The sequence below is a fragment of the Sphingobium chlorophenolicum genome (assembly GCF_000722875.1).
Taxonomy (GTDB): domain Bacteria; phylum Pseudomonadota; class Alphaproteobacteria; order Sphingomonadales; family Sphingomonadaceae; genus Sphingobium; species Sphingobium chlorophenolicum.
Genome location: NZ_JFHR01000010.1, coordinates 110889 through 134621 on the forward strand (window position 1 = coordinate 110889; position 23733 = coordinate 134621).

Below are 23733 nucleotides of genomic sequence, written 5' to 3' on the forward strand. Positions count from 1 at the left end.
CAATCTCGACCTCGTAAAGGCCCCGACGGGCGTTTAAGTAGGAGAGTGCAATGAGTGTCGCCTTCCGTCGCGAAAGTGACGAGGAGCATCTGGAACCCACTTTCGAGATTCCGTTGCCGCCCGGCCCTAACTGGGTGACGGCGCGGGGCCTGCGGCTGACGCGGGAGAAGGTGGAGGCGCTGGAAGCGGTCGAGACCGAAGCCATGGCCGAGGAGGACGCCAAGAAGCTGAAGCGCGAACTGCGCTATTGGCGGACCCGGCTGGCGACGGCGGAATTGCGGCCTATCCCGGATGCGGAGGCCGTGGCCTTCGGCAGCCGCGTCACCTACCGCCTGAACGGCAAGGAGAAGCGGATCGATCTCGTCGGCGACGATGAAGCCGAACCGGCGGAAGGGCGCATCGCCTTCTCCGCGCCGCTGGCCCGCGCCATGATGGATGCGGAGGAGGGGGAAGCCATCGATTTCGCCGGCAAACCGGGCGCGATCACGATCATCGCCATAGAGGCGATATTGGAGGAATAATGGGTTCCTCCGTAGGCAGGAACCCAGTCCCGCCGTCTGAACTGGGCTCCTGCCTTCGCAGGAGGAGCATGTTAAGGACCAAAAAAGGCCCTCCAGTCCTGACTGGAGGGCCTTTTCCTATCAGCCGTTGCGACCGGCCTCAAACAGGAACCAGGCGCGTTCCTCGGCCTGATCCGTCCAGTCGTCGATAATGCCTTCGGTCGCATTGTCGCCCGCCTCGGTCGCGGCGGCCTTCGCAGCGCGCAGCGATTCGACCAGCTTCAGATTATCCTCGCGCAGTTCGTTCAGCATGTCGCCGGGGCTGACATAATCGGCGTCATTGTCGACCACCGACTGATGGCGCGCAATATCGCCGATGGAGCGCAGTGTCGTGTTACCGGTCTTGCGCACCCGCTCCGCGATCAGGTCGGTCGTCGCCAGGATCTGCGCGGCCTGCTCGTCGAACATCAGGTGATAGTCGCGAAAATGCGGGCCGGAGACATGCCAGTGGAAATTCTTGGTCTTGAAATACAGCGCATAGCTGTCCGCCAGCACGCCGTTCAGCGCCTGCGCGACCGACTTGGTAGCGTTGCCGCGCAGGTCCGTCGGGGTCTTGAGGTCGGGGGAGGTCATGCTTGGCTCCTGCTGCTGATTGGTTTCGGACATATAATGATCCTTGGCCGATAACGTGCCATGACAAATGCCAAATTTCGGGCGAAATTTTCTGTCAGTCTGATGCAGTCGTTCGATCAGCCAAGGTTCAATGCCGAAACCGCCGCGGCAAGGCCGATCAGCAGCACCAATATGCCGCCCCCCCGGCGGATGACGGATATGGGGAGCATCTTGAACAGCCGCTCGCGCAGCAGAACCACCGGCGCCGTCGCGGCGACGATGCCCATGGCGCCCCCGGCCGCGGCCAGCAGGGGATCGGCGGTGCGGACGGCGATGCCCAGGATCAGGAATTGCGCGCCGCCGCCGAAACCCAGGATGAACAGGCCCAGCGCGGTGGTGAGGAACGGCCCCAGCCGCCAGTTGGCCAACGGGTCGGGCCGCCCGACTGGCCACAACATGCCGCCGCCCAGGAAGATCAGCGCCAGCGCCAGGAACAGCAGCCGGGCATCGGACCCCAGCATCCGCATCAGGAAAGCGCCCGCCGCAGCCCCTATGGCGGCATTGGCGACGGCGGCCGCCACGATCCCCGCGATCACCGCGCCGTCCCGCCGGAACCGCTGCGCCAGCGCCAGGGTCAGCCATTGCCCCTTGTCCCCGATCTCCCCCAACAGGCAGCCGAGCAGCGCGATCAGCAATGCGTCCATTCGGCGGCTATTTCCCGATTCGGTTCAGGCGACCGGATGCGCGCCGTTTCCGGCGGGTCTGGCGGGCTTGGCGGTCATGGGCATGGGGATGACATCCGCCTCCGGCATTTCGGCGGCGATGGCGTCGCGCATCAGGTCCAGATAGGACATCACCACGGGCCCCGCCCCCTGCAGGGACAGCGCCGATTGCAGCGTACTGGCCAGGCATTCCACCGTGTCCAGGCGAAAGGCCCGCGCGATATGACGTATCTGGTCGATCTCGTCGCGCAGCCGCACCACCGACACATGGCCCCGTTCCCCCGCAAGCCCGTCGACCCGGCAAAGCAGGTTGGCCAGAATGACCAGCATCGGATCATGTCGCATGGCGTGAATCCCCCATCTTCGGCCCCATCCTTCGGCCCCGACTCCACCATAAGGCGCCCCGGTTAAGGGCGCGTAAAGTGTAGCATGGCCGCAAGGTCGGGCCCACGAGCCTTGACATCGACCCGAATCTCCCTCATGAGCCGCCGCTGAAACGGGGCGGTCCCTTCCTCGAAAGAGATTTGGGGCCGCTCTTCTTTTTCATGATATTCACGACCAGGGACTAAGGCCATGGCCAAGCCAGCAACCGTCAAGATTCGCCTCGTCAGCTCGGCTGACACCGGCTTCTTCTACGTCACCAAGAAGAATCCGCGCACCAAGACCGAGAAGCTGAGCTTCCGCAAGTACGACCCCGTCGTGCGCAAGCATGTCGAGTTCAAGGAAGCCAAGATCAAGTGATCTGAGGGCGGCTCGCGCCGCCTGACGACATTTGGGTTCGCTGCGCGATGCCCGAACGAAGAGGCCCGTCCCCTTTGGGGAGCGGGCCTTTCCTTGTTGGCGGGACAGATTGCCAATCATGGCGGCTTTGGGTGGATGGCGGACCTACCCTATTCCTCCCCATCGATAGATGGGGAGGTGGCAGCGCGAAGCGCTGACGGAGGGGAAAATGCGCAGGTCGCGCCATTTCCCCTCTACCCCCGCCTTAGGCGGCGTCGAAGAGAGTCACGTGCCTCTCCTCGACCCTCCCCACGCTGCGCGTAGGGAGGAATTTAATGTCTTGGATTAGCCAACCACGGCCACAGGCCCGACCCCGGCGCCCCGCGCCTCAGGCCCCGAATTTCTCCCGCAGGGCCAGCATGGCGATGGCCGCCTTGGCCGCTTCGCCGCCCTTGTCCTTTTCGTCCCGCCTGGCGCGGGTCAGCGCCTGGGCCTCATTCTCGACCGTCAATATGCCGTTGCCGATGGGGATGCCGTCCATGCTGAGCGCCATCAGGCCGCGCGCGCTTTCGTTCGACACCACTTCGAAATGATAGGTCTCGCCGCGGATCACCACGCCGATGGCGATGAAGCCGTCATAGCGGCCCGTCTCCGCCGCCAAAGCCACCGCGCCGGGTATTTCCAGCGCGCCGGGCACTGTCACCACCTCATATTTATGCCCCTCATCCTCCAGCGCGGCGACCGCGCCTTCGATCAACAGGTCATTGAGATGTTCGTAGAAGCGCGCTTCGACGATCAGGAATTTTGCCATGGACGAAGGTTCCTTAAAGCTCGATCGACCGCTGCCCAACCACGGCCAGGTCATAGCCGTCAAGCGCGATCAGGCTGTGATGGCTGTTGCTGACCAGAATCATGTCGTGCACGCCCAGTTCGGCCAGGATCTGCGCGCCCACGCCATAGTCGCGCAATTCGTCCATGCCTTCGTCGGACTGGCCCGCATGATGGCGCAGGACGCGGCTCACGAAATCGCCCGGCGTCTGGGAAATCAGCACGACGATGATGCCCGCCCCTTCCTGGGCGATGATCTCCATCGACTTGGCGAGCAGGCCGTTGCGCGGCCCGGTCGCACCATAGACATCGTCCAGCGGCGAAAGCTGATGCATGCGGACCAAAGTCGGTTCGTCCGGCGAAACATGACCCTTTTGCAGCACGAGCTGTTCGGTCTGCGTCGCCTTGTTGTAGAAGCTGATCGCCTTCCAATCGCCGCCCCACTGGCTGTTGAAGACGGTTTCGGCGCGGCGCTCCACCATATGATCGTGGCGGCGGCGATAGGCGATCAGGTCGCGGATCGTGCCGATCTTCATCTTGTGCTTCTGCGCGAAGGGGATCAGGTCGTCCAGCCGCGCCATGGTGCCGTCGTCCTTCATCACTTCGCAGATGACGCCGGACGGGTTCAGCCCCGCCAGCCGGGCGACGTCCACCGCCGCCTCGGTATGGCCGGTGCGGACCAGCACGCCGCCGTCCTTCGCCACCAGCGGAAAGACATGGCCTGGCGTCACGATATCGTCCCGGCCCTTCGACCCGTCGATCGCGACGGAGATGGTGCGGGCGCGGTCGGCGGCGCTGATGCCGGTGGTCACGCCCTCGCGCGCCTCGATCGACACGGTGAAGGCGGTTTCGTGCCGAGTACCGTTGTTGCGGCTCATCAGGCCCAGGCCAAGATGATCGACCCGTTCCTTGCTGAGCGCCAGGCAGATGAGGCCGCGGCCATGGGTGGCCATGAAGTTGATCGCGTCGGGCGTCGCCATCTGCGCGGGGATGACCAGATCGCCCTCATTTTCCCGGTCCTCGTCATCGACCAGGATGAACATGCGGCCGTTGCGCGCCTCGTTGATGATCTCTTCTGGGGAGGCGAGGGCGGTGCCGCCCTCGCGCTTGGCGAGATAAGTTTCCAGCTTGCCCAGCGTTTCGGCGGTGGGGTTCCAGTCCGCCTCGCCCAGCTTGCGCAGCGAATTGGCGTGAAGGCCAGCGGCGCGGGCAAGGCCGGACCGGGACATGCCGCCGCCGGTGACGAGCGAGCGGACGGTGTCGATAAGGGCTGACGACATGAAAACGACTCCTTCCCCGAATGGGATGAAGCGGCATATCACATCAAGATGTGATCATGACAAGAAATTATCACATCGCGCTTATGAATTTATCTCGATCCGTATCAGTTCGCGCTCATGCGAAGGCTCTGCATCCGGTCGAGATAGCGGGCCAGCACGTCGATCTCCAGATTGAAGGCGCGACCCTCCGCCAGTCTGTCCAGCGTCGTGGCGGCGGCGGTATGCGGGATGATGTTCAGGCCAAAATGCACGCTGCCGTCCGCCTGATCCTCAACCGTGTTGACGGTCAGCGAGATGCCGTCGACCGTGATCGAACCCTTCGTCGCCAGCGCGGGCGCCAGCGCGGCGGGCGCGGCGATCAGGAGGCGGGTCGAATCGCCCTCGCCGGTGGCGGACACCAGGGTGCCGATGCCGTCGACATGGCCGGTGACGATATGGCCGCCCAGTTCGTCGCCGACCTTCAACGCGCGCTCCAGATTGAGGCGCCCCCCCAATTCCCACAGCCCCGGCGCAGTGCGGGCGACGGTTTCCGCCGACAGGTCGACCGCGAACCAGTCCGCGCCCTTTTCCACCACCGTCAGGCAGGCGCCGGAACAGGCGATGGACGCGCCGATGGCGACCGTTTCCATGTCATAGGCGCAGCCGATGACCAGACGCAGGTCGCCGCGCTGTTCATGGGTGCGGATGGTGCCGATGTCGGTGATGATGCCGGTGAACATGAGGAGCGCCTGTTGCTTGTGGTGCCCTTAAGGGCGATGCTTTCGGGGGTGATCTAGGCGTTCCGGTTGCGCAGGTAAACCTCCAGCCGATCATTACCCAGCCGCCGTTCGTCGTCGATGCGCCAGCGGCCATGCGCATCGGCCAGATCGGCCAGGCCGATATCGCCGACGCCCGCCAACCCATTACCGATCAGGATCGGGGCGCGATAAAGCAGCAACCGGTCGACCAGATCGGCCCGCAGGAAGGCCGCGGCAGCCTGCGCGCCGCCCTCGACCAGCAGATGGTCGACATGGGGCAGGGCGGCGATGTCCTCCGGCGCGGCGATGACTTCCCAGCCACCGGGCGCATCGCCATGACTGAGCAATACGCGCCTGGGCGAACGATCCTCCAGCCCCGGCAGCCGCACGTCCAGCCGGGGCGCATCGCTGCGCAGCGTGCCGCCGCCCACCAATATGGCGTCATGCCGCGCCCGCTCCACATGGGCATGGGCGCGGGCTTCTGGACCGGTGATCCAGCGGCTGGACCCGTCCGCCAGCGCGATCCGGCCGTCGAGCGACAGGCCCAGCTTCAGCGTCACCGCCGGGCGGCCCAAAGTCTGGCGCAGCACGAAACCGCGCATCGCGGCGGCGGCTTCCTGCGCCATCAGCCCCATGTCGACGGCGATGCCACGCTGTCGCAGCCATGCGGCGCCCTGCCCATCGGTGCGCGGATCGGGATCGCGCAGCGCGATCACCACGCGCCGCACCCCGGCGCGGGCCATCAGGTCGGCACAGCGCGGGCCGCGTGGGGAAAGGTGGAAGCAAGGCTCCAGCGTCACATAGGCGGTGGCGCCGCGGGCGCGCTCCATCGCTTCGTCCAGCGCCTGCGCCTCGGCATGGGGGCGGCCGCCCTTCTGCGTCCAGCCGCGCCCGACGACATGGCCGTCCTTCACGATCAGGCAGCCGACATTGGGATTGGGCGTGGAAAGCCCCCGCCCGCGTTCCGAAAGGGCGATGGCGGCGGCCATGAACCGCCGGTCCTGCGCGGGATCGGCGGGGGCCAATATGGATTCAGATCGGACGGTTTTCGGTCGGACGCTCAGGGCTGGGCCGCTCCGCTCTGGGCTGCGGGAGCGGATTTCTCCATGGCCTCGGCCTTGGCCAGACGTTGGTCGAGTTGCGCGTTGATTTGCTTCAGCGCTTCCTTGCGGCGGGCGGTGTTGCGCTCTTCGTCCTTCTTCCAGTCGATGCCGAAAATATCGGCCACGCCCTGCATTTCCCTCTGCCGCTTCTGGATCGCCGCCTCGCGCTTGGCGAGGTCGATCTTCTGCTGCAGGATGATCGCCGCGTCGGTGCGGTTGGCGTCCCAGCTCTGCACATAGAATATCTGGTTGCGCGTCGGCATGGTGTTGGTGTTGGCGTCGACGATGAAGGCCCAGATAATGACCCAGGTGAACGCGACGGACAGGCCGAGCAACGGCCATTTATGGGGCCGGTTCTCGCGAAAATAGCTCCACAGGTCGCTCATCGCGCTCTTGGGAGACACCGGACGGGGAAAGATCGCCATGCCGCCGATATAGGGGAAGGCGGGGCCGGATGCAAAAGCGCTGTCGCCTGCAGTCATCTTTCCGGCCCCTTTCCTTCGATTTCAGACGTCTGCCAGGCGAAAATGGACGGTCAGCACCTTGGTCGAACTGATCGGCACGCCATCGCGAGTCGCCGGACGGAAGCGCCATTTGCGCAGGGCATGGCGTTGCGTGGCGACCCAGAAGGCTTCGTCGGCCGCCGACAGCCTTTCTATGTCGGTGACGCGCCCGTCAGGACCGATGGTGACGCGCACCACGACCTTGCCCTCCATCCCCTGCCGGATCATCGCACCGGGATAGTCGGGCTGGAACGCGGCCAGGGCGCGGGGATCGATGCTGGCCTCGGCCAGCACCGGTTCGGGAATCGGCGGCGTGAAGGGCGGCTCTATCGTTCTGGCGCCGGAGTCGAAGATGGGGTGATCGTCTGCTTTCGCGGTGAAGCCGCCCTTGGTGGACGTGTCCACGATCGTGTCGGGCACGGTGGTCGGCTGCGAACGGGTTTTGGGCGGGATTTTGCTGTCCGTTTCCGGGGCCGCTTTTTCGGGCGGCGGCGGGGGCGTTTCGGGGATGGCATAGGTCGTGAACGGAGAGTTGCGGAAGGTATCGATCACCTCCTTGGGCATCAGCAGATAGGCGCCGACCACCACAGCATGGACGGCGATGGCCCCGCCTATGCCGATGGGCGAACGCTTGCTGCCGTTATAGCCGGAAATGGTCTCGCCGCCTGCCGTGCTGATCCACTGCATATCTGCCCTCCTGTCGTTCACTTCCTCTCCGGGAATCGGTATGTAATGTTACAACATATTTCAATGATATGTTGCAACATTAATTTTAGAAGATGCATAGCAATCGGAGGACGGACCTATCCTATTCCTCCCCTTCGAGAGATGGGAGGGAGACCGGCCGAAGACTGGTGGAGGGGAAAGGGGCACGACCTGCGTATTTTCCCTCCACCACTCGCTTCGACCCTGCCCACGCTTCGCGCAGGGAGGAATTGATGTCAGTTATTGGCCAAATCCCCGCTCATCCTAAAGCAGCGTATCAACCGCATGGATGGCGAGCCCCACCAGCCCGCCCACCAGCGTCCCATTGACCCGGATATATTGCAGGTCGCGCCCGACCGCATGTTCCAGCCGGCTGGTGACCGTGCCCGCATCCCATCCGCGCACGGTTTCGCTGACCAGCTTGACGATGGCATCGCCATAGGTTGCCGTCGCCCCCACGGCCGCCCGACGCACGAAGCGGTTGATGAGAAACCGAAGCCGGGCGTCCCTCTGCAAAGTGCCGCCAAGCTGATGAAGCGCCTCTCCCAGCCGCCCCGCCATCGCCTTGCCGGGATCGCGCACCGCCCGCAGCAGGCCGCCCCGCGCCTGCTCCCAAAGGCCGTCGATCCAGCGCTGCATCGCCGGATTGTCCACGATCTCGTCGCGGATATGCGCCACGCGGGCCTGCATCTCCAGATCGAATTGCAGGTCGGCGGCGAGTGTCGCCAGCCCTTCCTCCGCCTTCAGGCGCAGACTATGGCCCGGATCCTGCGCCATGTCCGCCAGCAGCCTGCGCAGCCCGTCGATAATCGCGTTGGAAAGATTCTCGTCCAGGCCGGTCCAGCGCAATATCTTGCCAGACCGGTCATGCACCATCTGGCGGATCAGATGGTCGTTGGCCTCCAAAGTCCTGTCCGCCCACAGGATGATGCCGTCCATCACCGGCGCGTGGCGGCCGTCCCGCATCGCCGCCTCCAGCGCCTGCCCGATCAGCGGCGCCACGTTCATGGCGCGCAGCCTTTGCGCGATGGCCCCCTTCACCATGCCGCCCAGCCTCTCCTGGTCCAGCGCCTCCAATATGTCGGCGGCCAGGCGGGACGCGCCCTCCCGCAGACGCCCGTCGCCGCCGGACGGGCTGGCGAGGAAGCGCCCCGCCGCTGCTGCCATGTCCAGCCGTTGCATGCGCCGCGCCACGACGGCGGGGGTCAGGAAATTGTCGCGCAGGAACAGGGCGAGCGTATCCCCGATCCGGTCCTTGTTGCGTGGGATGATCGCGGTATGGGGGATAGGCAGGCCCAGCGGATGGCGGAACAGCGCGGTGACGGCGAACCAGTCGGCCAGACCGCCGACCATCGCCGCCTCGGCAAAGGCCTGGACGAAGCCGATGGCCGGGTGGAGATGGACCGTCGCCCGGGCCGCCAGGAACAGCGCCGCCATGGCGATCAGCATAGCCGTCGCCGCCATCCGCATGCGCCGCGCCGGATGGACGGGGCTGGCGGCGGGACGGGGCGGGGCGAGCATCTTCATGACCAGCCAACGGTTACGCCGCCGTTTCGTTCAGGCAAGCGCTTCTTTTCGGAAGAGGAGGGGGACGGGATGACGGCAAGGGACCAGTTGCGGACATGAGCGATCATAGTTCCCCTCCCGCTTGCGGGAGGGGTTAGGGGAGGGCCTGTCCATTCAGCGCCGCTCTTTGTGGACAAGGCCGACGCTCGCCGCGCTCGCCCTCCCCCTAACCCCCTCCCGCAAGCGGGAGGGGGAATAGCTTAGAACCACCCTACTCCGCCGCCTGAGCAGCCCCCGCCCGGCTATCCTCCGGCTTGTAGGTCAGCAGGCGGCGACCCAGGCGCGGGCCGACCCATTCCTCTATCCCCAGCGCCAGGCTGAAGCTTGCGGGCACGATCACCAGCGTCAGCACGGTCGACAGGATCAGGCCGCCGATCACGGTGATCCCCATCGGAGCGCGCCACGCGCCGTCGCCGCCCAGCGACAGGGCAGTCGGCACCATGCCGGCCACCATCGCCACGGTGGTCATGACGATGGGCTGGGCGCGCTTGTGCCCGGCGTCGATGATCGCCTCCAGCTTCGGCACGCCCTTGCCCATCTCCTCCAGCGCGAAGTCGATGACGAGGATCGAATTCTTGGCGACGATGCCCAGCAGCATCAGCAGCCCGATCAGCACCGGCATGGACACCGGATTGCCGGTCAGGTGCAGCGCCAGCGCCCCGCCCAGCGGCGCCAGCAGCAGCGACCCCAGATTGACGAAGGGCGGCATCAGCCGCTTGTACAGCAGCGTCAGCACCGCCAGCACCAGCAGGATGCCGGAAATGACGGCGATGACGAAATTCTGGATCAGTTCGGCCTGCCACTTGCTGTCGCCGATGTTCAGCTTCTGCACACCCCGGATCTTGCCGTCGGTGATCGCCTTCATGGTCGGCAGGGCATCGATCTTTTCCATGGCCCGGCTGATGACGACGCCCGGCGCCAGGTCGGCGCCCACGACGATGCGGCGGATCTGGTTGTAGCGTCGGATCTGCGTAGGCCCTGCGCCGAATTCGATGTCGGCCACGACCTTCAGCGGCACGGAACCGCCGCTGACCGTCGGCACCGGCATGTTCTGGATCGTCGCGATGTCGCGGCGGCTGTTTTCCGCGACCGACACGCGGATCGGTATCTGCCGGTCGGACAGGGAGAATTTGGCGCTGTTCTGGTCGATGTCGCCGATGGTCGCGACGCGGATCGTCTGGCTGAGCGCCGCAGTGGTGACGCCCAGGCTGGCGGCCAGGTCGAAGCGCGGCTTGATGACGATTTCGGGGCGGTTCATGTCGCCCGCCACCCGCGGCGCGCGGATTTCATGGATGTCCGCCATTTCCGCCACCAGCTTGTTGGCCGTCTCCTCCAGCTTCGCCGGATCGTCGCTGCCGAACATGATGACGATGTCCCGGCCAAAGCCGCCGCCCGACTGCGACTGGAAATTGACGCGGGCGTCGGCGACCTGCTGGAATGCGGGCGCGACCTTGCGCTCCCATTCGACCGAGGACATCGGCCGGTCCTTCTTCAACGTCAGGTAGATGTCGGCCCCGGTCGTCTGGATATCGGAAAAGGCGGCCTCCACCATGTCCTTGTCGGCGGCCAGCATGTCCGCCACCTTGCGGGTGATGGCGGTGGTCTGCTGCAACGTGCTGCCGGGCACGGTTTCGATCTTCACCTGGCTGAAATCGGTGTCGATGGTCGGCTGGAACGACATGGGCAGCGTGCCGAAGGCGAAGATCGTGGCGACGAACGCCAGGAAGCCGATGCCCATCGTCCAGATGCGATGGTCGCGGATCCAGGCGGTGAAGCGCGCCGCGCCGCCGCGGGCGCGGTGGGCAATCGCCTTGCGCTCGTCCAGCGACCAGCGCAACACCGCCATATAGACGTCCATCATCCAGCCTTCGCCATGGCTTTCCTGACCATGGGCCTTCAGGAAATAGGCGGCGATCATCGGCGTGATCAGCCGCGCCACCGCCAGGCTCAGCAGCACGGCGACCACCACGGTCATGCCGAACTGGATGAAGAACTGGCCCGAAACGCCCGGCATCAGCGCCACCGGCAGGAACACCGCGACTATGGCCATGGTCGTCGCCAGCACCGCCAGTCCGATTTCGTCGGCGGCGTCGATGGATGCCTGATAGGCGCTTTTGCCCATGCGCATGTGGCGCACGATATTCTCGATTTCCACGATGGCGTCGTCCACCAGCACGCCCGCCACCAGGCTGAGCGCCAGCAGCGAGATGCCGTTCAGGGTGAAGCCCATCATGTCCATGAACCAGAAGGCCGGAATCGCGGACAGCGGAATGGCCAGCGCCGAAATCATGGTCGCCCGCCAGTCGCGCAGGAACAGGAAGACGATGACCACCGCCAGCACCGCGCCCTCGATCATCGCCTGCATGGCGCTGTGATACTGGCCCTTGGTATATTCGACGCTGGTGTAGAGCTGCTTGTACTGGACCTTCGGATTTTCCTCCTTCAGCTTGTCCAGCACCTTCATCGCTTCGTCGAAGACAGTGACGTCGGACGACCCCTTGGCCTTTTCCATGCGGAAGCTGGTGACCTGCCGCCCGTTCATCAGCGACAGCGAACGCTGTTCGGCATACATGTCGCGCACGTCGGCCAGGTCCGCCAGCTTGACGGTGCGGCCGCCGGAAATGGCGATCTGGGTCTGGCCCAGCGCATAGGCGTCGCGGGCGTTGCCCAGCACGCGGATCGCCTGTTCTGCCCCCGCGATTTCGGTGCGGCCTCCCGCCGCGTTCATGTTTACCTGCTGGAGCTGCTGGTTGACCTGACTGGCGGAGATGCCGTGCGATTGCAGCTTGGCGGGGTCCAGTATGACGCGGATTTCGCGCGACACGCCGCCGCCGCGGGTGACCGCCGCCATGCCGGGCACGGCCAGCAGCCGCTTCGCCACCGTATTGTCGACATACCAGGACAGTTCCTCCAGCGTCATGTCGGTCGCTTCGGCGCTGAAATAGGCGATGGGGCCGCCGTCAATGTCGACGCGGCTGACCTGCGGTTCCAAAATCCCCTCAGGCAAATCGCTGCGAATCTGGTCGACGGCGTTCTTCACGTCGTTGACGGCGCGGTCGACCGGCGTGCCGATCTGGAACTGCACATTGGTCTGCGACCGGCCCTCGGACACGAAAGACGTGATTTCATCGACGCCGCTGATGCCGCGCACGGCGGCCTCTATCCGCTGCGTCACCTGGGTTTCCAGTTCGGTCGGCGCGGCGCCCGGCTGCGACACGACGACCTGCGCCATCGGGAAGCTGATGTCGGGATTCTGGTTGACGTCCATCCGCATGAAACTGACCAGCCCCGCCAGCAGCAGCGCCGCGAACAGCACCAGCGGCGACACCGGGTTGCGAATGGCCCAGGCGGAAATATTGCGAAAACTCATGACGATTTCCTCGCCTGCCGCGTCATTTGGACTTGCCGGCTTCCGGCTTCACCTTCTGCCCCGGCGTCAGGAACGCCCCGGCCGAAGCCACGATGCGTTCGTTGCCCTTCAGGCCGTTCAGGATGGACACGCCCGCATCCGTCACCTGGCCGATCCTGACGTCGCGCCGCTGCACTTCGTTCCGGCCGTTGACGATGTAGACATAATTGCCCTTCTCGTCGCTCTGCACCGCCGATTCCGGCAGCATCGGCGCGGAGCCGGTGCCGCTGACGATCGCGGCGGAGGCGAAGCCGCCCGGACGGATCGCAGGGTTATAGGGGATGGCGATGCGGGCGATGCCCTGGCGGGTCTGGTTGTCGACCACCGGCGACACCTGCCAGACGCGCCCGGCGAATTGCGCCGTGCCGCCGACCGGGGTCACGGTGGCGCCGTTGCCGGGGCGCAGCGCCGCCAGATCGCCTTCGCTGACCTGCGCCAGCATTTCCATTTCCCCGCCCTTCGCCATGCGGAACAGCACGGCGCTGCCCGATCCGACGATCTGGCCCGGCTCCACGGCGCGGGTCAGCACCAGTCCGGCGGCGGGAGCGCGGATGTCCAGGCGGCCGGTGCGGGCGCGCTGTTCGGCCAGTTGCGCGACGGCCACATTGACGCGGGCATTGGCGGCGTCGCGGGTCGCGGTCCGCTGGTCGATATCGGCCTGGCTGATGAAGCCGCGGGAAACCAGCGCCCTGGCGCGGTCTAGCTGCGCCTGCGCCAGCTTGGCGTCGGCGCGCGCCACTTCCACCTGCGCGGCGAGCGAGCGAATCTGTTCGGTCTGGACGGAGCGTTCGACGGTCGCCAGCACCTGGCCGGCCCGCACCCAGTCGCCCGGCTGCACCAGCACCCGCGTCACCGCGCCGCCTTCGCCCACCACGCCGACCGGCATCTCCACCCGCGCCGCCAGCGATCCCGTGGCGCTGACGGTGTGCGCCACGGTCGACAGGCCGGGGCTGATTACCGTCACGACCGGCGCCTGCGCGCTGGCGGCGGGGGCCTGCGCGCCCTTGCGATGCATGCTGATCCATGTGGCGGCGGCGATCAGCAGGATCGCCACGACCGCGCCGATCGCCAGCTTGCGGCGCCAGATCGCGCGTCCGTCCCGATCGTCGAGGACATTTGCCGGCGCGTCGCCGACCAGCGGGGTTTCGTAATTCATCCTGAATCCATCATTCGGCATGGAGCGCCGTTCGGGTTGCTGTATTATATGAATATATCACCCGGCTCAAGCCCCCATATCACGGGTGCGGGGCGGACCGCAAAGCCATTCGGCAGGGCCCATTGCCAAGCCCTTGCCAAAGGGGTCTGACTATGGCGCTATGGCTTGCTTGGCAAACTGGAGGGCTACGATGGAATTGCTGGGGTGGATCATTGTCGGCCTGTTCGCGGGGGCCATCGCCCGTCTGGTCATGCCCGGCCGCCATCCCGGCGGCTGCATCCTCACCATATTGCTCGGCATCGCGGGCGCGCTGCTGGCGGGCTATGTCGGGCGGCTGCTGGGCGTCTACGAACCCGGCGAGCAGGCCAGCTTCATCGCGGCGGTGCTGGGGTCCATCGGGGTGCTGGCCCTCTATCGCTTCTTCGCCGGGCGGAATTGAAGCATGAAAAAAGGCCGCGCCCCTGGGGCACGGCCTCTTTGCTCTCTGTCGACGGGTGTTAGCGGACGGAACCGCGCCGCACCAGATTGACGATGGCGAGAAGGATGATGGCGCCGACCAGCGACACGAGGAAGCTGTAAAGCGTCAGGCCGTCATTGATCGAACCGCCGCTGAAGATCAGGCCGCCGATGAACGCGCCGACGATGCCGACGACGATGTTCAGCAGGATGCCCTGTTGCGCGTCGGTCCGCATGACCATGCTGGCGAGCCAGCCGATGACGCCGCCGACGACGAGCCACAAGATGATGCCCATTTCTCACTCTCCTTGGTCCACAGCCCCTTTCGGGTGGGCTGACCTGTTCAACGGAGAAGTCGGCTTTGCGTTCCATTTCGCCTTGACAAAGAAGAAGGCCGCCGGATGCCATATCCGGCGGCCATCCTATGCGACCCTTCTTCTATAACGGATGATCAGTATTTCTGCTGCCGTTCGTAGAGGGACTTGTAATATTGGATGCGCGTCACGCGCAGGCCATGCATGCCCGAACGGTCGACGGCGCGCTGCCAGCTCGCAAATTCCTCCAGCGTCAGGGAATAGCGGGCGCAGGCCTCATCCACTGTCAGCAGGCCGCCGTTCACGGCCGCCACGACCTCAGCCTTGCGGCGCACGACCCAGCGGGTCGTGTCGACGGGAGGCAGGCTTTCCAGAGTCAGGGGTTCTCCGAGCGGCCCTACGACCTGGGCAGGTCTGATTTTCTGGTTTTCGATCATTATCACCCTCAATAAGCGGCACTGGCGTTACCGATTGCTCAGCAGTGTTTGCCTGTTTGCGCCTCAAGCCCTGAACAGGCCCTAAAGCGCCACGGTAAACGCCCCCTTCATCATCCTTGCCCCACCCTTAATCGGTTCGCGATCAACGGGTTAAAGCTGCCCGCGAGCCCAGCGGCCTCGATGTCGCCGTCGGAACGTGGCGCGAGGATATCGGCCAGTTCCTGGACCCAGTCCCCTTCGATATCCTGCCCCCGCAGGACGCCCGCGACCGCCTGCGCCGTCGGGCTGGCCGCCTGCTCCGCCGCCGAAGCGGCTCGCAAGGACGGCCAGACCGGCACGCGCCGTCGGCCCGAAGGCTTGACGAAGCTGGGCTTAAGCCCGCCTGTCCGAAGGAATCCCAAATCCATAGGAGAGCGGTTTACGGAGCAAAGGATAAGGTCCGGTAAATTTGGACCCCGAAATGGCGCATGGATGCGACAGGATGCGACGAAACGTTGAATCCGTCTGGCAGGCCGCGATGAGGACGACTATATGCGCGCCCATGCAGCCCCAGTTCCAGCTTGCCGAGCCGCTGAATGCGCGGCGGATCGTCGTCGCGATGTCAGGCGGCGTGGATTCCAGCGTGGTCGCCGCGCTGGCGGCGCGCACGGGTGCGGAAACCATCGGCGTCACGCTCCAGCTTTACGACCATGGCGCGGCGGTCGGCCGCACCGGCAGTTGCTGCGCGGGGCAGGACATACGCGATGCGCGGGCGGTCGCCGACCGCATCGGCATCGCCCATTATGTCTTTGATTATGAAAGCCGGTTCCGGGATTCGGTGATCGCCGACTTTGCCGACGAATATATGGCCGGGCGCACCCCCATCCCCTGCGTGAAATGCAATATGGGGGTGAAGTTCACCGACCTGTTCCAGATCGCCCGCGACCTGGGCGCGGACTGCCTGGCCACCGGCCATTATGTCCGCCGGGTGGAGGGCGCGCAGGGCGCCGAACTGCACCGCGCCGCCGACCCGGCGCGGGACCAGAGCTATTTCCTCTTCGCCACGACTCAGGCGCAGTTGGACTATCTGCGCTTCCCCCTGGGCGGCCTGCCCAAGCCGCAGGTGCGCGAAATCGCGGCGGAACTGGGCCTGTCGGTGGCGCTGAAGCCGGACAGCCAGGACATTTGCTTCGTGCCCGACGGCGATTATGCGAAGATCGTGCGCAAGCTGCGGCCCGATGCCGACGAAGGCGGCGACATCGTCCATATCGACGGCCGCCTGATGGGCACGCACAAGGGGATGATCCACTATACTGTCGGCCAGCGCAAAGGGCTGGAGATCGGTGGTCAGGCCGAACCGCTCTATGTCGTGCGGCTGGATGCGGAGGCGCGCCGCGTGATCGTCGGCCCGAAGGCGGCGCTGGCGGTATCGGCGGCGCGGCTGAGCGACATCAACTGGCTGGGCGGCGATTTCTCCGGGCCTCTGACCGCCAAGGTGCGCTCCATGGCGAAGCCCGTCCCCGCCCGGCTTGAGCAGGACCGGCTGGTGTTCGACGCCCCCGAATATGGCGTCGCGCCGGGGCAGGCGGCGGTGCTCTATGCGGGCGACCGGGTATTGGGCGGCGGCTGGATCGCAGCGACCGAGGCGGCGCTGGCAGAGGCGGCCTGATATTAAGCCCCTCCCGCAAGCGGGAGGGGTTGGGGGTGGGCTTGCGCGGCATTAGTTAATCATCCCGCGCTCCCCCAAAACCTTGCCCTTTCCCGCCCCTCAAAGTAAGGCCCGCGCGTCATGACTCGTCCGCTCACCTTCGCCATCCCCAAGGGGCGCATCCTCGATGAGGCGCTGCCCCTGCTCGCCCAGGCCGGTATCGAACCGGAGGCGGAGTTCCATGACAAGAAGAGCCGCGCCCTTCGCTTCGCCACCAACCGCCCGGACGTGTCGATCATCCGCGTGCGCGCCTTTGACGTGGCGACCTTCGTGGCGCATGGCGCGGCGCAGATCGGCATCGTCGGATCGGACGTGCTGGAAGAGTTCGATTATTCCGAAATCTACGCGCCGGTCGACCTCGACATGGGCCATTGCCGCCTGTCCGTTGCGGAACCTGAAGGGCTGGCTGACGAGGATGAGGCGGCGATGAGCCACGTCCGCGTCGCCACCAAATATCCTTACCTGACGCGCAAATATTATGAGGCGCGGGGCATTCAGGCGGAATGCGTGAAGCTGAACGGCGCGATGGAACTGGCCCCTTCGCTGGGCCTGTCGCGGCGGATCGTGGACCTGGTATCGTCGGGCGCTACGCTGAAGGCCAACGGCTTGGTCGAAACCAACGTCATCATGCAGGTATCGGCCCGGCTGATCGTCAATCGCGCCGCCTACAAGATGCGCTCGGCCGAACTGGTGCCGCTGGTGGAGGCGTTCCGCAAGGCCGTGGGGGGCAAGGATGCCGCGTGACCCCCTTATCGTCATTCCCGCGAAGGCGGGAACCCATCTCCCGATCGTTCCGCTTGAAGCTTCTTATGGGAGATGGATCCCCGCCTGCGCGAGGATGACGGAAGGAGGAGGGGGCCGATGACCTTCCGCCTTTCCACCGCTGACAGCGATTTCGCCGCCGCCTTCACAGCTCTGGTCGACGCCCGGCGCGAAGCCGACGAGGACGTGTCCCGCGACGTCGCCGCGATCCTGAAACGCGTCCGCGCAGAGGGCGACGCGGCGCTGGCCGACTATACCAGCCGCTTCGACCGGCACGACCTAAACGTCAGCGGCTGGGCGGTGGAGCCTGCCGAATGCCGCAAGGCGCTGGACAGCATTTCCACCGAATTGCGCGACGCGCTCGAACTCGCGGCGGCGCGCATCGCGGCTTATCATGAGAAACAGAAGCCGCAGGACAGCGACAGCGTCGACGCGGCGGGCGTGCGTCTGGGCGCGCGCTGGAACGCGGTGGACGCGGCGGGGCTATATGTCCCCGGCGGCCGCGCCGCCTATCCCAGTTCGCTGCTGATGAACGTGATTCCCGCCAAGGTCGCGGGCGTCCAGCGCATCGCCATGGTCACGCCGACCCCCAATGGAGAGATCAACCCGCTGGTCCTGGCCGCCGCCGCCATAGCGGGGATCGAGGAAATCTGGCGTGTCGGCGGGGCGCAGGCAGTGGCGGCGCTCGCCTATGGCACGGACCGGATCAGGCCGGTCGACGTCATCACCGGCCCCGGCAACGCCTGGGTGGCGGAGGCGAAGCGCCAGCTTTACGGCGTGGTCGGTATAGACATGGTGGCAGGCCCGTCGGAGATCGTCGTGGTCGCGGACGCGAAGAACGATCCCGACTGGATCGCCGCCGACCTGCTCAGCCAGTCGGAACATGACCCGACCAGCCAGTCGATCCTCTTCACGGACGATGCGGCCTTTGCCGATGCGGTCGCGGCGGCGGTGGAGCAGAAGCTTCCCAAGCTTACGACGCAGGCCGTGGCGACGACGAGCTGGAACGCCAATGGCGCGATCATCGTCGTGCGCGACCTTGAAGAAGCCATGCCGCTGGTCGATCGCCTCGCCGCCGAGCATCTGGAACTGGCCGTGGACGATCCCGACACCCTGTTCGCGCAGGTGCGCCACGCCGGGTCCGTCTTCCTGGGCCGGATGACGCCGGAAGCGGTGGGCGATTATGTCGCCGGGCCGAACCATGTGCTGCCGACCGGCCGCCGGGCGCGCTTCTCGTCGGGCCTGTCTGTGCTGGACTTCATGAAGCGCACCAGCTTCCTCAGCCTCGACCGCAACGCCATCGGCGCTATCGGCCCCGCCGCCGTCGCGCTGGCGGAGGCGGAGGGGCTTCCTGCCCATGCGGCTTCGGTGGCCCTAAGATTAAAATAAACCCGTTCACCCTGAGCCTGTCGAAGGGTTTTTCTTCGTCTACGAAAGCGAGGGGCTTCGACAGGCCCGGTCCGAACGGTTATGGAAAGATGATGAACGACCGCTCCAAATCCCGCTCCGCCGCGCGCCTTGCCGCGGTTCAGGCGCTGTACCAGCTAGAGATGGAGGGCACGCCCATCCACCTGCTGCTGCATGAATTCCACCAGCACCGCCTGGGCGCGACCATCGAGGACGTCACCTACGCCCAAGCGGAGGAAAGCTTCTTCGACGATGTCGTGCAGGGCGTCGACCGCCGCCGGGAGGAAATTGACACCCTGATCGCGGCGCGCCTTTCCAAGGGCTGGAGCCTCGAACGCCTCGACAAGCCGATGCGGCAGATATTGCGCGCTGGCACCTATGAACTGCTCGCCCGCCAGGATGTGGCGACCGGCACGGCGATAAGCGAATATGTCGACGTCGCCCATGCCTTCTACGACAAGCGCGAGGCGGGCTTCGTCAACGGCCTGCTGGATGCCGTGGCCAAGGATGTGCGGAAATAGGAATATATGAATCCGTTCGCCCTGAGCTTGTCGAAGGGCTTTTCTTCTTTTTCAAGGAAGTGAAGGGCTTCGACAAGCTCAGCCCGAACGGGAGTAATCTGCATGTCCGCTGAATCCCGTTTCCTGACCCTTCTCCGCCTGCTGGCGAACGATCCTGCCGCCCAGGGCTTGCAGGACGATGTGGCGGTGCTGGACATAGGCAACGCCCGCCTGATCCTCACCAGCGACACGATGGTGGAGGGGGTGCATTATCTCCCCGCCGATCCACCCGCCGACATCGGCTGGAAACTCGCCGCCGTGAACCTCTCCGACCTCGCGGCCAAGGGCGCGAAGCCGCTCGGCTGCCTGCTCAACTACGCGCTGTCGGGTGATGACGCATGGGATGCCGCCTTCCTCGAAGGACTGGGCGAGGCGCTGGCGCGTCACGCCATGCCGCTGCTGGGCGGCGACACGGTGCGGATGCCGAAGAGCGCGCCGCGCAGCTACAGCCTGACCGCGCTGGGCGAAGCGACCGGCCCCGTCCCCCTGCGCCGCGGCGCGAAGGCGGGGGACAGGCTCTATCTGACCGGCCCCGTGGGCGATGCGGGCATCGGCCTTGAACTGCTGCAAACCACGCCCGGCGCATCCGGCCCGCTGGTCGACGCCTATCGCCGCCCGCGTCCGCGCCTGGCCGAAGGGGCGCTGCTCGCCCGCCATGTCCATGCGATGATGGACGTGTCGGACGGCCTGCTCATCGACGCCTCCCGCATGGCGGAGGCGAGCGGGCTGGCCGTCACCATCGACCATATCCCGCTATCGCCCGCGCTTGAAGGCGCGAGGGGCGCCAGCAACGCGGTCCAGATCGCCGCCGCCCGCGCCGGGGACGATTATGAACTGCTCTTCGCTCTTCCCGCCGCGGTGAAGCCGCCCGTGCGCGCCATACCCGTCGGCCGCTTCGCCAAGGGGAGGGGGCTGACGCTGAAGATCGACGGCGTGACGATCCCGCTGCCCGACCGGCTCGGCTGGGAACATGGCTGATTCGGCCTAATATCGTAACGGGTTGACGCAGCCCGTCCGCCCTGTAGCTTCACCCCCGACCTTTCTCAGCCCGGTAGGACCGCATGATGTGCGTGAGCCTGTTGCTGATTGACGCGGTGCCCGATGCCGGAAGCGCATGTTCCGGCCGCCCGCCCCTATGCCCTTCGCCCGCCCGTCATTCCCTGCGGAGCGGCCGATGACAGACATAACAGGGGGAGAGGAACATCCATGCAGATTGTCTCGATTGCCATAGGGTGCGGCCTGCTGGCCCTGCTCTACGGCCTGTTCACCAGTCGACAGGTATTGGCGGCATCCGCCGGCAATGAAACCATGCAGCAGATTGCGGGCGCGATTCAGGAGGGGGCAAAGGCCTATCTCGGCCGCCAATATATGACCATCGGCATGGTCGGCGTCGTCGTCGCGGCGCTGGTCTTCTTCTTCCTGGGCGCGACGTCCGCCGTCGGTTTCCTGATCGGCGCGATCCTGTCGGGCGCGGCGGGCTTCATCGGCATGAACATCTCCGTGCGCGCCAATGTCCGTACCGCCGAAGCCGCCCGCGACACGCTGCAAAGCGGGCTGACCGTCGCCTTCCGGGCGGGCGCGATCACCGGCATGCTGGTGGCGGGTCTGGCGCTGCTCGCGATCAGCGTCTTCTTCTGGTATCTGACCGGCCCCGCGGGCCATGCGCCCGACGACCGGCTCGTGATCGACTCCCTCGTCGCGCTGGCCTTCGGCGCCAGCCTCATCTCCATCTTCGCCCGTCTGGGCGGCGGCATCTTCACCAAGGCGGCCGACGTCGGCGCGGACCTCGTCGGCAAAGTCGAAGCAGGCATTCCGGAGGATGATCCACGCAACCCCGCCGTCATCGCGGACAATGTCGGCGACAATGTCGGCGACTGCGCGGGCATGGCCGCCGACCTGTTCGAAACCTATGTAGTGACGGTCGGCGCGACCATGGTGTTGACGGCGCTGCTGGTGAAGGGCGTCGACAACGCCTTCCTGATGCAGCTCATGTCGCTGCCGCTGATCGTCGGCGGCGTGTGCATCATCACTTCGATCATCGGCACCTATATGGTGCGGCTCGGCTCCAGCCAGTCGATCATGGGCGCGCTCTACAAGGGCTTCTGGACCACGGCGATCCTGTCGATCCCGGCACTTTACGCCGTGACGCATTTCACGCTGGGCGATCTCAACGCCCGTTTCGGCACCGATCTGGACGGCGCGGGCGGCTATACCGGCATGGCGCTGTTCTGGTCGATGATGGTCGGCCTGGCCGTGACGGGCCTGATCGTCTGGATCACCGAATATTATACCGGCACCAACTACCGCCCCGTGCGCAGCATCGCCCGCGCATCGGAAACCGGCCATGGCACCAATGTCATCCAGGGGCTGGCCGTCAGCCTGGAGGCGACCGCGCTGCCGACGCTGGTGATCGTCGCGGGGATCATCGTCGCCCATCAACTGGCGGGCCTGATCGGCATCGCCTTCGCCGCGACCGCCATGCTGGCGCTGGCCGGGATGGTCGTGGCGCTGGACGCTTACGGCCCGGTCACCGACAATGCGGGCGGCATAGCGGAAATGTCGCATATGGACGACAGCGTCCGGGTGAAGACCGACGCGCTGGACGCGGTGGGCAACACCACAAAGGCGGTGACGAAGGGCTATGCCATCGGTTCGGCGGGCCTGGCCGCGCTGGTGCTGTTCGGCGCCTATACGGAGGATCTGAAATTCTACAACAGCGCGCTCGGCCTGACCGAGCCGGTCGATTTCAGCCTTTCCAACCCCTATGTCATCGTCGGCCTGCTGCTTGGGGCCTTGCTGCCCTATCTGTTCGGCGCGATGGGCATGACCGCCGTCGGTCGCGCAGCCGGTGACGTGGTCAAGGACGTGCGCGACCAGTTCGCCACCAACAAGGGCATCATGGAGGGCACATCGCGGCCCAACTATGCCCGCACGGTGGACCTCGTCACCCGCGCCGCGATCAAGGAAATGATCATCCCCAGCCTGCTTCCCGTGCTGGCCCCCATCGTGGTCTATTTCGCGATCTCTGCGGTGGCGGGCACGCCCAACGGCTTCGCGGCTCTGGGTGCGCTGCTGCTGGGCGTCATCGTCTCCGGCCTGTTCGTGGCCCTGTCCATGACATCGGGCGGCGGTGCGTGGGACAATGCAAAGAAGTTCATCGAGGACGGCAATCACGGCGGCAAGGGCAGCGAAGCCCATAAGGCAGCCGTGACGGGCGATACGGTCGGCGATCCTTACAAGGACACGGCAGGCCCGGCGGTGAATCCGATGATCAAGATCACCAACATCGTCGCCCTGCTGCTGCTGGCGGCGCTGGCGCACGGCGCGTAAACTCCCGATCAAAGGAAAAGCCGGAAAAAAGGCCCCGCCCCACAAAGGGCGGGGTCTTTTGTCACTAAAATGAAACATATTGGTAACAATAGGGCCGCGAAACGGTCACAGTCGGCTCTCCGCCGCGGATCGGAGGGATATTATGTCGACTTGCCTGAAATGGATGACCGCGCTCGCGGCGCTCCTCCTGCCCGCCGCCGCCCATGCGAGCGAGGATGAACAGCTCTGGACCACCGCCAGCGCGACGGTGAAGCTCAGCGACCATTGGCGCTTCTCGCAGGAAGTGGTGGGCCGTTTCGGCAACGACCGCGACGGGCTGTACGAAGTCGAGATGAACTCGCTGATCGGCTACAGGTTGAACAAGCAGGTCACGGTCTGGGCGGGTTATACCCATGATCCGCAATATGACGCCGGTCACTTCGCCGTGATGGAGCATCGCGGTCGCCAGCAGGTGACCTTCGACAATATCGTGAAGATCGGCCCCGGCCTGCTCAGCGCCCGGCTGCGGCTGGAGGAACGCTGGCGCGAAGGGGTGGACGGCACCGCCTGGCGGCTGCGTCCCTATGTCAAATATGTGCTGCCCTTCCGGGAAGGCGGCAAGACCGCCCTGTTGCTCAGCCATGAGAGTTTCGTCGATCTCAACAAGACCAATTTCCAGCGGGTCGACGGGGAGGAGCGGATGCGCAACCTGATCGCCATCACCACCCCCCTCGCGAAGAATGTGAATGCGGAAATCGGCTATCTGCACCAGCACGGCTTTCGTCCCAATGCCGACGACAGCAACGACCATGTGGCGTCCCTCTCGCTAGGCTTCAGCTTCTAACAACCTAAATCCTCCCTACGCGAAGCGTGGGGAGGGGGACCGCGCGAAGCGTGGTGGAGGGGAAATACGCAGGTCGCGCCCCATTCCCCTCCACCAGCCTTCTGTCTCTACCCCAG

At 65.5% G+C, this 23733-nt stretch carries 25 protein-coding genes; 10 read left to right on the forward strand and 15 right to left on the reverse strand.

Annotation, left to right across the window (positions count from 1 at the left end):
* Nucleotides 1-50: 50 nt before the first annotated feature.
* Nucleotides 51-521: a GreA/GreB family elongation factor gene (locus BV95_RS06415; RefSeq protein WP_037448880.1), complete on the forward strand. Its 471-nt coding sequence runs from the start codon at nucleotides 51-53 to the stop codon at nucleotides 519-521.
* 120 nt (nucleotides 522-641) lie between these two features.
* Here the strand turns inward: BV95_RS06415 and BV95_RS06420 are convergent, their stop codons facing one another.
* The 3 genes from BV95_RS06420 to BV95_RS06430 all read right to left on the reverse strand — a co-directional run bounded on the left by BV95_RS06420 (nucleotide 642) and on the right by BV95_RS06430 (nucleotide 2179).
* Nucleotides 642-1133: a Dps family protein gene (locus tag BV95_RS06420; RefSeq protein ID WP_037448985.1), complete on the reverse strand. Its 492-nt coding sequence runs from the start codon at nucleotides 1131-1133 to the stop codon at nucleotides 642-644.
* Nucleotides 1134-1249: 116 nt separating this feature from the next.
* A complete protein-coding gene (locus BV95_RS06425) occupies nucleotides 1250-1816 on the reverse strand; it encodes a TMEM165/GDT1 family protein (protein ID WP_037448881.1) in 567 nt (188 codons plus the stop codon).
* 24 nt (nucleotides 1817-1840) lie between these two features.
* Nucleotides 1841-2179, reverse strand: coding sequence for a hypothetical protein (locus BV95_RS06430; RefSeq protein ID WP_037448884.1), 339 nt, complete (start codon nucleotides 2177-2179; stop codon nucleotides 1841-1843).
* Between the two features lie 228 nt (nucleotides 2180-2407).
* Here BV95_RS06430 and rpmG point away from each other — a divergent pair, with 228 nt between their 5' ends.
* The gene (gene rpmG / locus BV95_RS06435; RefSeq protein ID WP_007687342.1) at nucleotides 2408-2575 is read left to right on the forward strand and encodes a 50S ribosomal protein L33; all 168 of its coding nucleotides are present in this window, start codon (nucleotides 2408-2410) and stop codon (nucleotides 2573-2575) included.
* 367 nt (nucleotides 2576-2942) lie between these two features.
* On the opposite strand, the gene ribH is transcribed toward rpmG, so the two are convergent.
* The 9 genes from ribH to BV95_RS06480 all read right to left on the reverse strand — a co-directional run bounded on the left by ribH (nucleotide 2943) and on the right by BV95_RS06480 (nucleotide 13841).
* Complete coding sequence (ribH, locus tag BV95_RS06440; RefSeq protein ID WP_037448887.1) at nucleotides 2943-3365, reverse strand: 6,7-dimethyl-8-ribityllumazine synthase; 423 nt, start codon at nucleotides 3363-3365, stop codon at nucleotides 2943-2945.
* A gap of 13 nt (nucleotides 3366-3378) precedes the next feature.
* Nucleotides 3379-4662, reverse strand: a complete 1284-nt coding sequence (gene ribB / locus BV95_RS06445; protein WP_037448890.1) for a 3,4-dihydroxy-2-butanone-4-phosphate synthase — start codon at nucleotides 4660-4662, stop codon at nucleotides 3379-3381.
* A gap of 104 nt (nucleotides 4663-4766) precedes the next feature.
* Nucleotides 4767-5381, reverse strand: a complete 615-nt coding sequence (locus BV95_RS06450; RefSeq protein ID WP_037448893.1) for a riboflavin synthase — start codon at nucleotides 5379-5381, stop codon at nucleotides 4767-4769.
* 53 nt (nucleotides 5382-5434) lie between these two features.
* Complete coding sequence (gene ribD, locus BV95_RS06455; protein ID WP_255265430.1) at nucleotides 5435-6427, reverse strand: bifunctional diaminohydroxyphosphoribosylaminopyrimidine deaminase/5-amino-6-(5-phosphoribosylamino)uracil reductase RibD; 993 nt, start codon at nucleotides 6425-6427, stop codon at nucleotides 5435-5437.
* Between the two features lie 32 nt (nucleotides 6428-6459).
* Nucleotides 6460-6984: a hypothetical protein gene (locus tag BV95_RS06460; RefSeq protein ID WP_013848275.1), complete on the reverse strand. Its 525-nt coding sequence runs from the start codon at nucleotides 6982-6984 to the stop codon at nucleotides 6460-6462.
* 24 nt (nucleotides 6985-7008) lie between these two features.
* Entirely contained in the window at nucleotides 7009-7692 is a 684-nt protein-coding gene (locus BV95_RS06465; RefSeq protein WP_037448897.1) for an energy transducer TonB, read from the reverse strand.
* Between the two features lie 282 nt (nucleotides 7693-7974).
* Nucleotides 7975-9237 carry a DUF445 domain-containing protein gene (locus BV95_RS06470; protein ID WP_037448900.1) on the reverse strand — a complete coding sequence of 421 codons (1263 nt, stop codon included), beginning with the start codon at nucleotides 9235-9237 and terminating at the stop codon, nucleotides 7975-7977.
* Nucleotides 9238-9487: 250 nt separating this feature from the next.
* Complete coding sequence (locus BV95_RS06475) at nucleotides 9488-12646, reverse strand: efflux RND transporter permease subunit (protein WP_037448903.1); 3159 nt, start codon at nucleotides 12644-12646, stop codon at nucleotides 9488-9490.
* A gap of 22 nt (nucleotides 12647-12668) precedes the next feature.
* A complete protein-coding gene (locus BV95_RS06480; RefSeq protein ID WP_037448991.1) occupies nucleotides 12669-13841 on the reverse strand; it encodes an efflux RND transporter periplasmic adaptor subunit in 1173 nt (390 codons plus the stop codon).
* A gap of 190 nt (nucleotides 13842-14031) precedes the next feature.
* Here BV95_RS06480 and BV95_RS06485 point away from each other — a divergent pair, with 190 nt between their 5' ends.
* Entirely contained in the window at nucleotides 14032-14280 is a 249-nt protein-coding gene (locus BV95_RS06485; RefSeq protein ID WP_013848280.1) for a GlsB/YeaQ/YmgE family stress response membrane protein, read from the forward strand.
* Between the two features lie 58 nt (nucleotides 14281-14338).
* Here BV95_RS06485 and BV95_RS06490 read toward each other — a convergent pair whose 3' ends face one another.
* The 3 genes from BV95_RS06490 to BV95_RS06500 all read right to left on the reverse strand — a co-directional run bounded on the left by BV95_RS06490 (nucleotide 14339) and on the right by BV95_RS06500 (nucleotide 15455).
* Nucleotides 14339-14593, reverse strand: coding sequence for a GlsB/YeaQ/YmgE family stress response membrane protein (locus tag BV95_RS06490; RefSeq protein WP_013848281.1), 255 nt, complete (start codon nucleotides 14591-14593; stop codon nucleotides 14339-14341).
* Nucleotides 14594-14748: 155 nt separating this feature from the next.
* On the reverse strand, nucleotides 14749-15048 hold the full coding sequence (sciP, locus tag BV95_RS06495; protein WP_007687284.1) for a CtrA inhibitor SciP: 300 nt from the start codon (nucleotides 15046-15048) through the stop codon (nucleotides 14749-14751).
* A 110-nt stretch (nucleotides 15049-15158) separates the two neighbouring features.
* Nucleotides 15159-15455 carry a hypothetical protein gene (locus tag BV95_RS06500; protein ID WP_037448905.1) on the reverse strand — a complete coding sequence of 99 codons (297 nt, stop codon included), beginning with the start codon at nucleotides 15453-15455 and terminating at the stop codon, nucleotides 15159-15161.
* A 134-nt stretch (nucleotides 15456-15589) separates the two neighbouring features.
* Here BV95_RS06500 and mnmA point away from each other — a divergent pair, with 134 nt between their 5' ends.
* The 7 genes from mnmA (at nucleotide 15590) to BV95_RS06535 (ending at nucleotide 23617) form a co-directional block, all read left to right on the forward strand.
* Nucleotides 15590-16696 (forward strand): tRNA 2-thiouridine(34) synthase MnmA, encoded by a 1107-nt coding sequence (gene mnmA, locus BV95_RS06505; protein WP_037448909.1) that lies wholly within the window; start codon nucleotides 15590-15592, stop codon nucleotides 16694-16696.
* Nucleotides 16697-16816: 120 nt separating this feature from the next.
* Nucleotides 16817-17479 carry an ATP phosphoribosyltransferase gene (hisG, locus tag BV95_RS06510; RefSeq protein ID WP_037448912.1) on the forward strand — a complete coding sequence of 221 codons (663 nt, stop codon included), beginning with the start codon at nucleotides 16817-16819 and terminating at the stop codon, nucleotides 17477-17479.
* Between the two features lie 117 nt (nucleotides 17480-17596).
* The gene (gene hisD / locus BV95_RS06515) at nucleotides 17597-18886 is read left to right on the forward strand and encodes a histidinol dehydrogenase (RefSeq protein WP_037448914.1); all 1290 of its coding nucleotides are present in this window, start codon (nucleotides 17597-17599) and stop codon (nucleotides 18884-18886) included.
* Between the two features lie 92 nt (nucleotides 18887-18978).
* Nucleotides 18979-19425 carry a transcription antitermination factor NusB gene (gene nusB / locus BV95_RS06520; RefSeq protein WP_037448916.1) on the forward strand — a complete coding sequence of 149 codons (447 nt, stop codon included), beginning with the start codon at nucleotides 18979-18981 and terminating at the stop codon, nucleotides 19423-19425.
* Between the two features lie 102 nt (nucleotides 19426-19527).
* A complete protein-coding gene (gene thiL, locus BV95_RS06525; protein WP_037448918.1) occupies nucleotides 19528-20442 on the forward strand; it encodes a thiamine-phosphate kinase in 915 nt (304 codons plus the stop codon).
* Nucleotides 20443-20670: 228 nt separating this feature from the next.
* On the forward strand, nucleotides 20671-22794 hold the full coding sequence (locus BV95_RS06530; RefSeq protein WP_037448920.1) for a sodium-translocating pyrophosphatase: 2124 nt from the start codon (nucleotides 20671-20673) through the stop codon (nucleotides 22792-22794).
* 142 nt (nucleotides 22795-22936) lie between these two features.
* Nucleotides 22937-23617 (forward strand): DUF2490 domain-containing protein, encoded by a 681-nt coding sequence (locus BV95_RS06535; protein ID WP_037448921.1) that lies wholly within the window; start codon nucleotides 22937-22939, stop codon nucleotides 23615-23617.
* Nucleotides 23618-23733 lie beyond the last annotated feature (116 nt).

Bases quoted from the DNA above. Each gene is read 5' to 3' on its own strand.
- BV95_RS06415 (WP_037448880.1), top strand. From the start codon at position 51: ATGAGTGTCGCCTTCCGTCGCGAAAGTGACGAGGAGCATCTGGAACCC.
- BV95_RS06420 (WP_037448985.1), bottom strand. From the start codon at position 1,133: ATGACCTCCCCCGACCTCAAGACCCCGACGGACCTGCGCGGCAACGCT.
- BV95_RS06425 (WP_037448881.1), bottom strand. From the start codon at position 1,816: ATGGACGCATTGCTGATCGCGCTGCTCGGCTGCCTGTTGGGGGAGATC.
- BV95_RS06430 (WP_037448884.1), bottom strand. From the start codon at position 2,179: ATGCGACATGATCCGATGCTGGTCATTCTGGCCAACCTGCTTTGCCGG.
- rpmG (WP_007687342.1), top strand. From the start codon at position 2,408: ATGGCCAAGCCAGCAACCGTCAAGATTCGCCTCGTCAGCTCGGCTGAC.
- ribH (WP_037448887.1), bottom strand. From the start codon at position 3,365: ATGGCAAAATTCCTGATCGTCGAAGCGCGCTTCTACGAACATCTCAAT.
- ribB (WP_037448890.1), bottom strand. From the start codon at position 4,662: ATGTCGTCAGCCCTTATCGACACCGTCCGCTCGCTCGTCACCGGCGGC.
- BV95_RS06450 (WP_037448893.1), bottom strand. From the start codon at position 5,381: ATGTTCACCGGCATCATCACCGACATCGGCACCATCCGCACCCATGAA.
- BV95_RS06460 (WP_013848275.1), bottom strand. From the start codon at position 6,984: ATGACTGCAGGCGACAGCGCTTTTGCATCCGGCCCCGCCTTCCCCTAT.
- BV95_RS06465 (WP_037448897.1), bottom strand. From the start codon at position 7,692: ATGCAGTGGATCAGCACGGCAGGCGGCGAGACCATTTCCGGCTATAAC.
- BV95_RS06470 (WP_037448900.1), bottom strand. From the start codon at position 9,237: ATGAAGATGCTCGCCCCGCCCCGTCCCGCCGCCAGCCCCGTCCATCCG.
- BV95_RS06475 (WP_037448903.1), bottom strand. From the start codon at position 12,646: ATGAGTTTTCGCAATATTTCCGCCTGGGCCATTCGCAACCCGGTGTCG.
- BV95_RS06480 (WP_037448991.1), bottom strand. From the start codon at position 13,841: ATGAATTACGAAACCCCGCTGGTCGGCGACGCGCCGGCAAATGTCCTC.
- BV95_RS06485 (WP_013848280.1), top strand. From the start codon at position 14,032: ATGGAATTGCTGGGGTGGATCATTGTCGGCCTGTTCGCGGGGGCCATC.
- BV95_RS06490 (WP_013848281.1), bottom strand. From the start codon at position 14,593: ATGGGCATCATCTTGTGGCTCGTCGTCGGCGGCGTCATCGGCTGGCTC.
- sciP (WP_007687284.1), bottom strand. From the start codon at position 15,048: ATGATCGAAAACCAGAAAATCAGACCTGCCCAGGTCGTAGGGCCGCTC.
- BV95_RS06500 (WP_037448905.1), bottom strand. From the start codon at position 15,455: ATGGATTTGGGATTCCTTCGGACAGGCGGGCTTAAGCCCAGCTTCGTC.
- mnmA (WP_037448909.1), top strand. From the start codon at position 15,590: ATGCAGCCCCAGTTCCAGCTTGCCGAGCCGCTGAATGCGCGGCGGATC.
- hisG (WP_037448912.1), top strand. From the start codon at position 16,817: ATGACTCGTCCGCTCACCTTCGCCATCCCCAAGGGGCGCATCCTCGAT.
- hisD (WP_037448914.1), top strand. From the start codon at position 17,597: ATGACCTTCCGCCTTTCCACCGCTGACAGCGATTTCGCCGCCGCCTTC.
- nusB (WP_037448916.1), top strand. From the start codon at position 18,979: ATGAACGACCGCTCCAAATCCCGCTCCGCCGCGCGCCTTGCCGCGGTT.
- thiL (WP_037448918.1), top strand. From the start codon at position 19,528: ATGTCCGCTGAATCCCGTTTCCTGACCCTTCTCCGCCTGCTGGCGAAC.
- BV95_RS06530 (WP_037448920.1), top strand. From the start codon at position 20,671: ATGCAGATTGTCTCGATTGCCATAGGGTGCGGCCTGCTGGCCCTGCTC.
- BV95_RS06535 (WP_037448921.1), top strand. From the start codon at position 22,937: ATGTCGACTTGCCTGAAATGGATGACCGCGCTCGCGGCGCTCCTCCTG.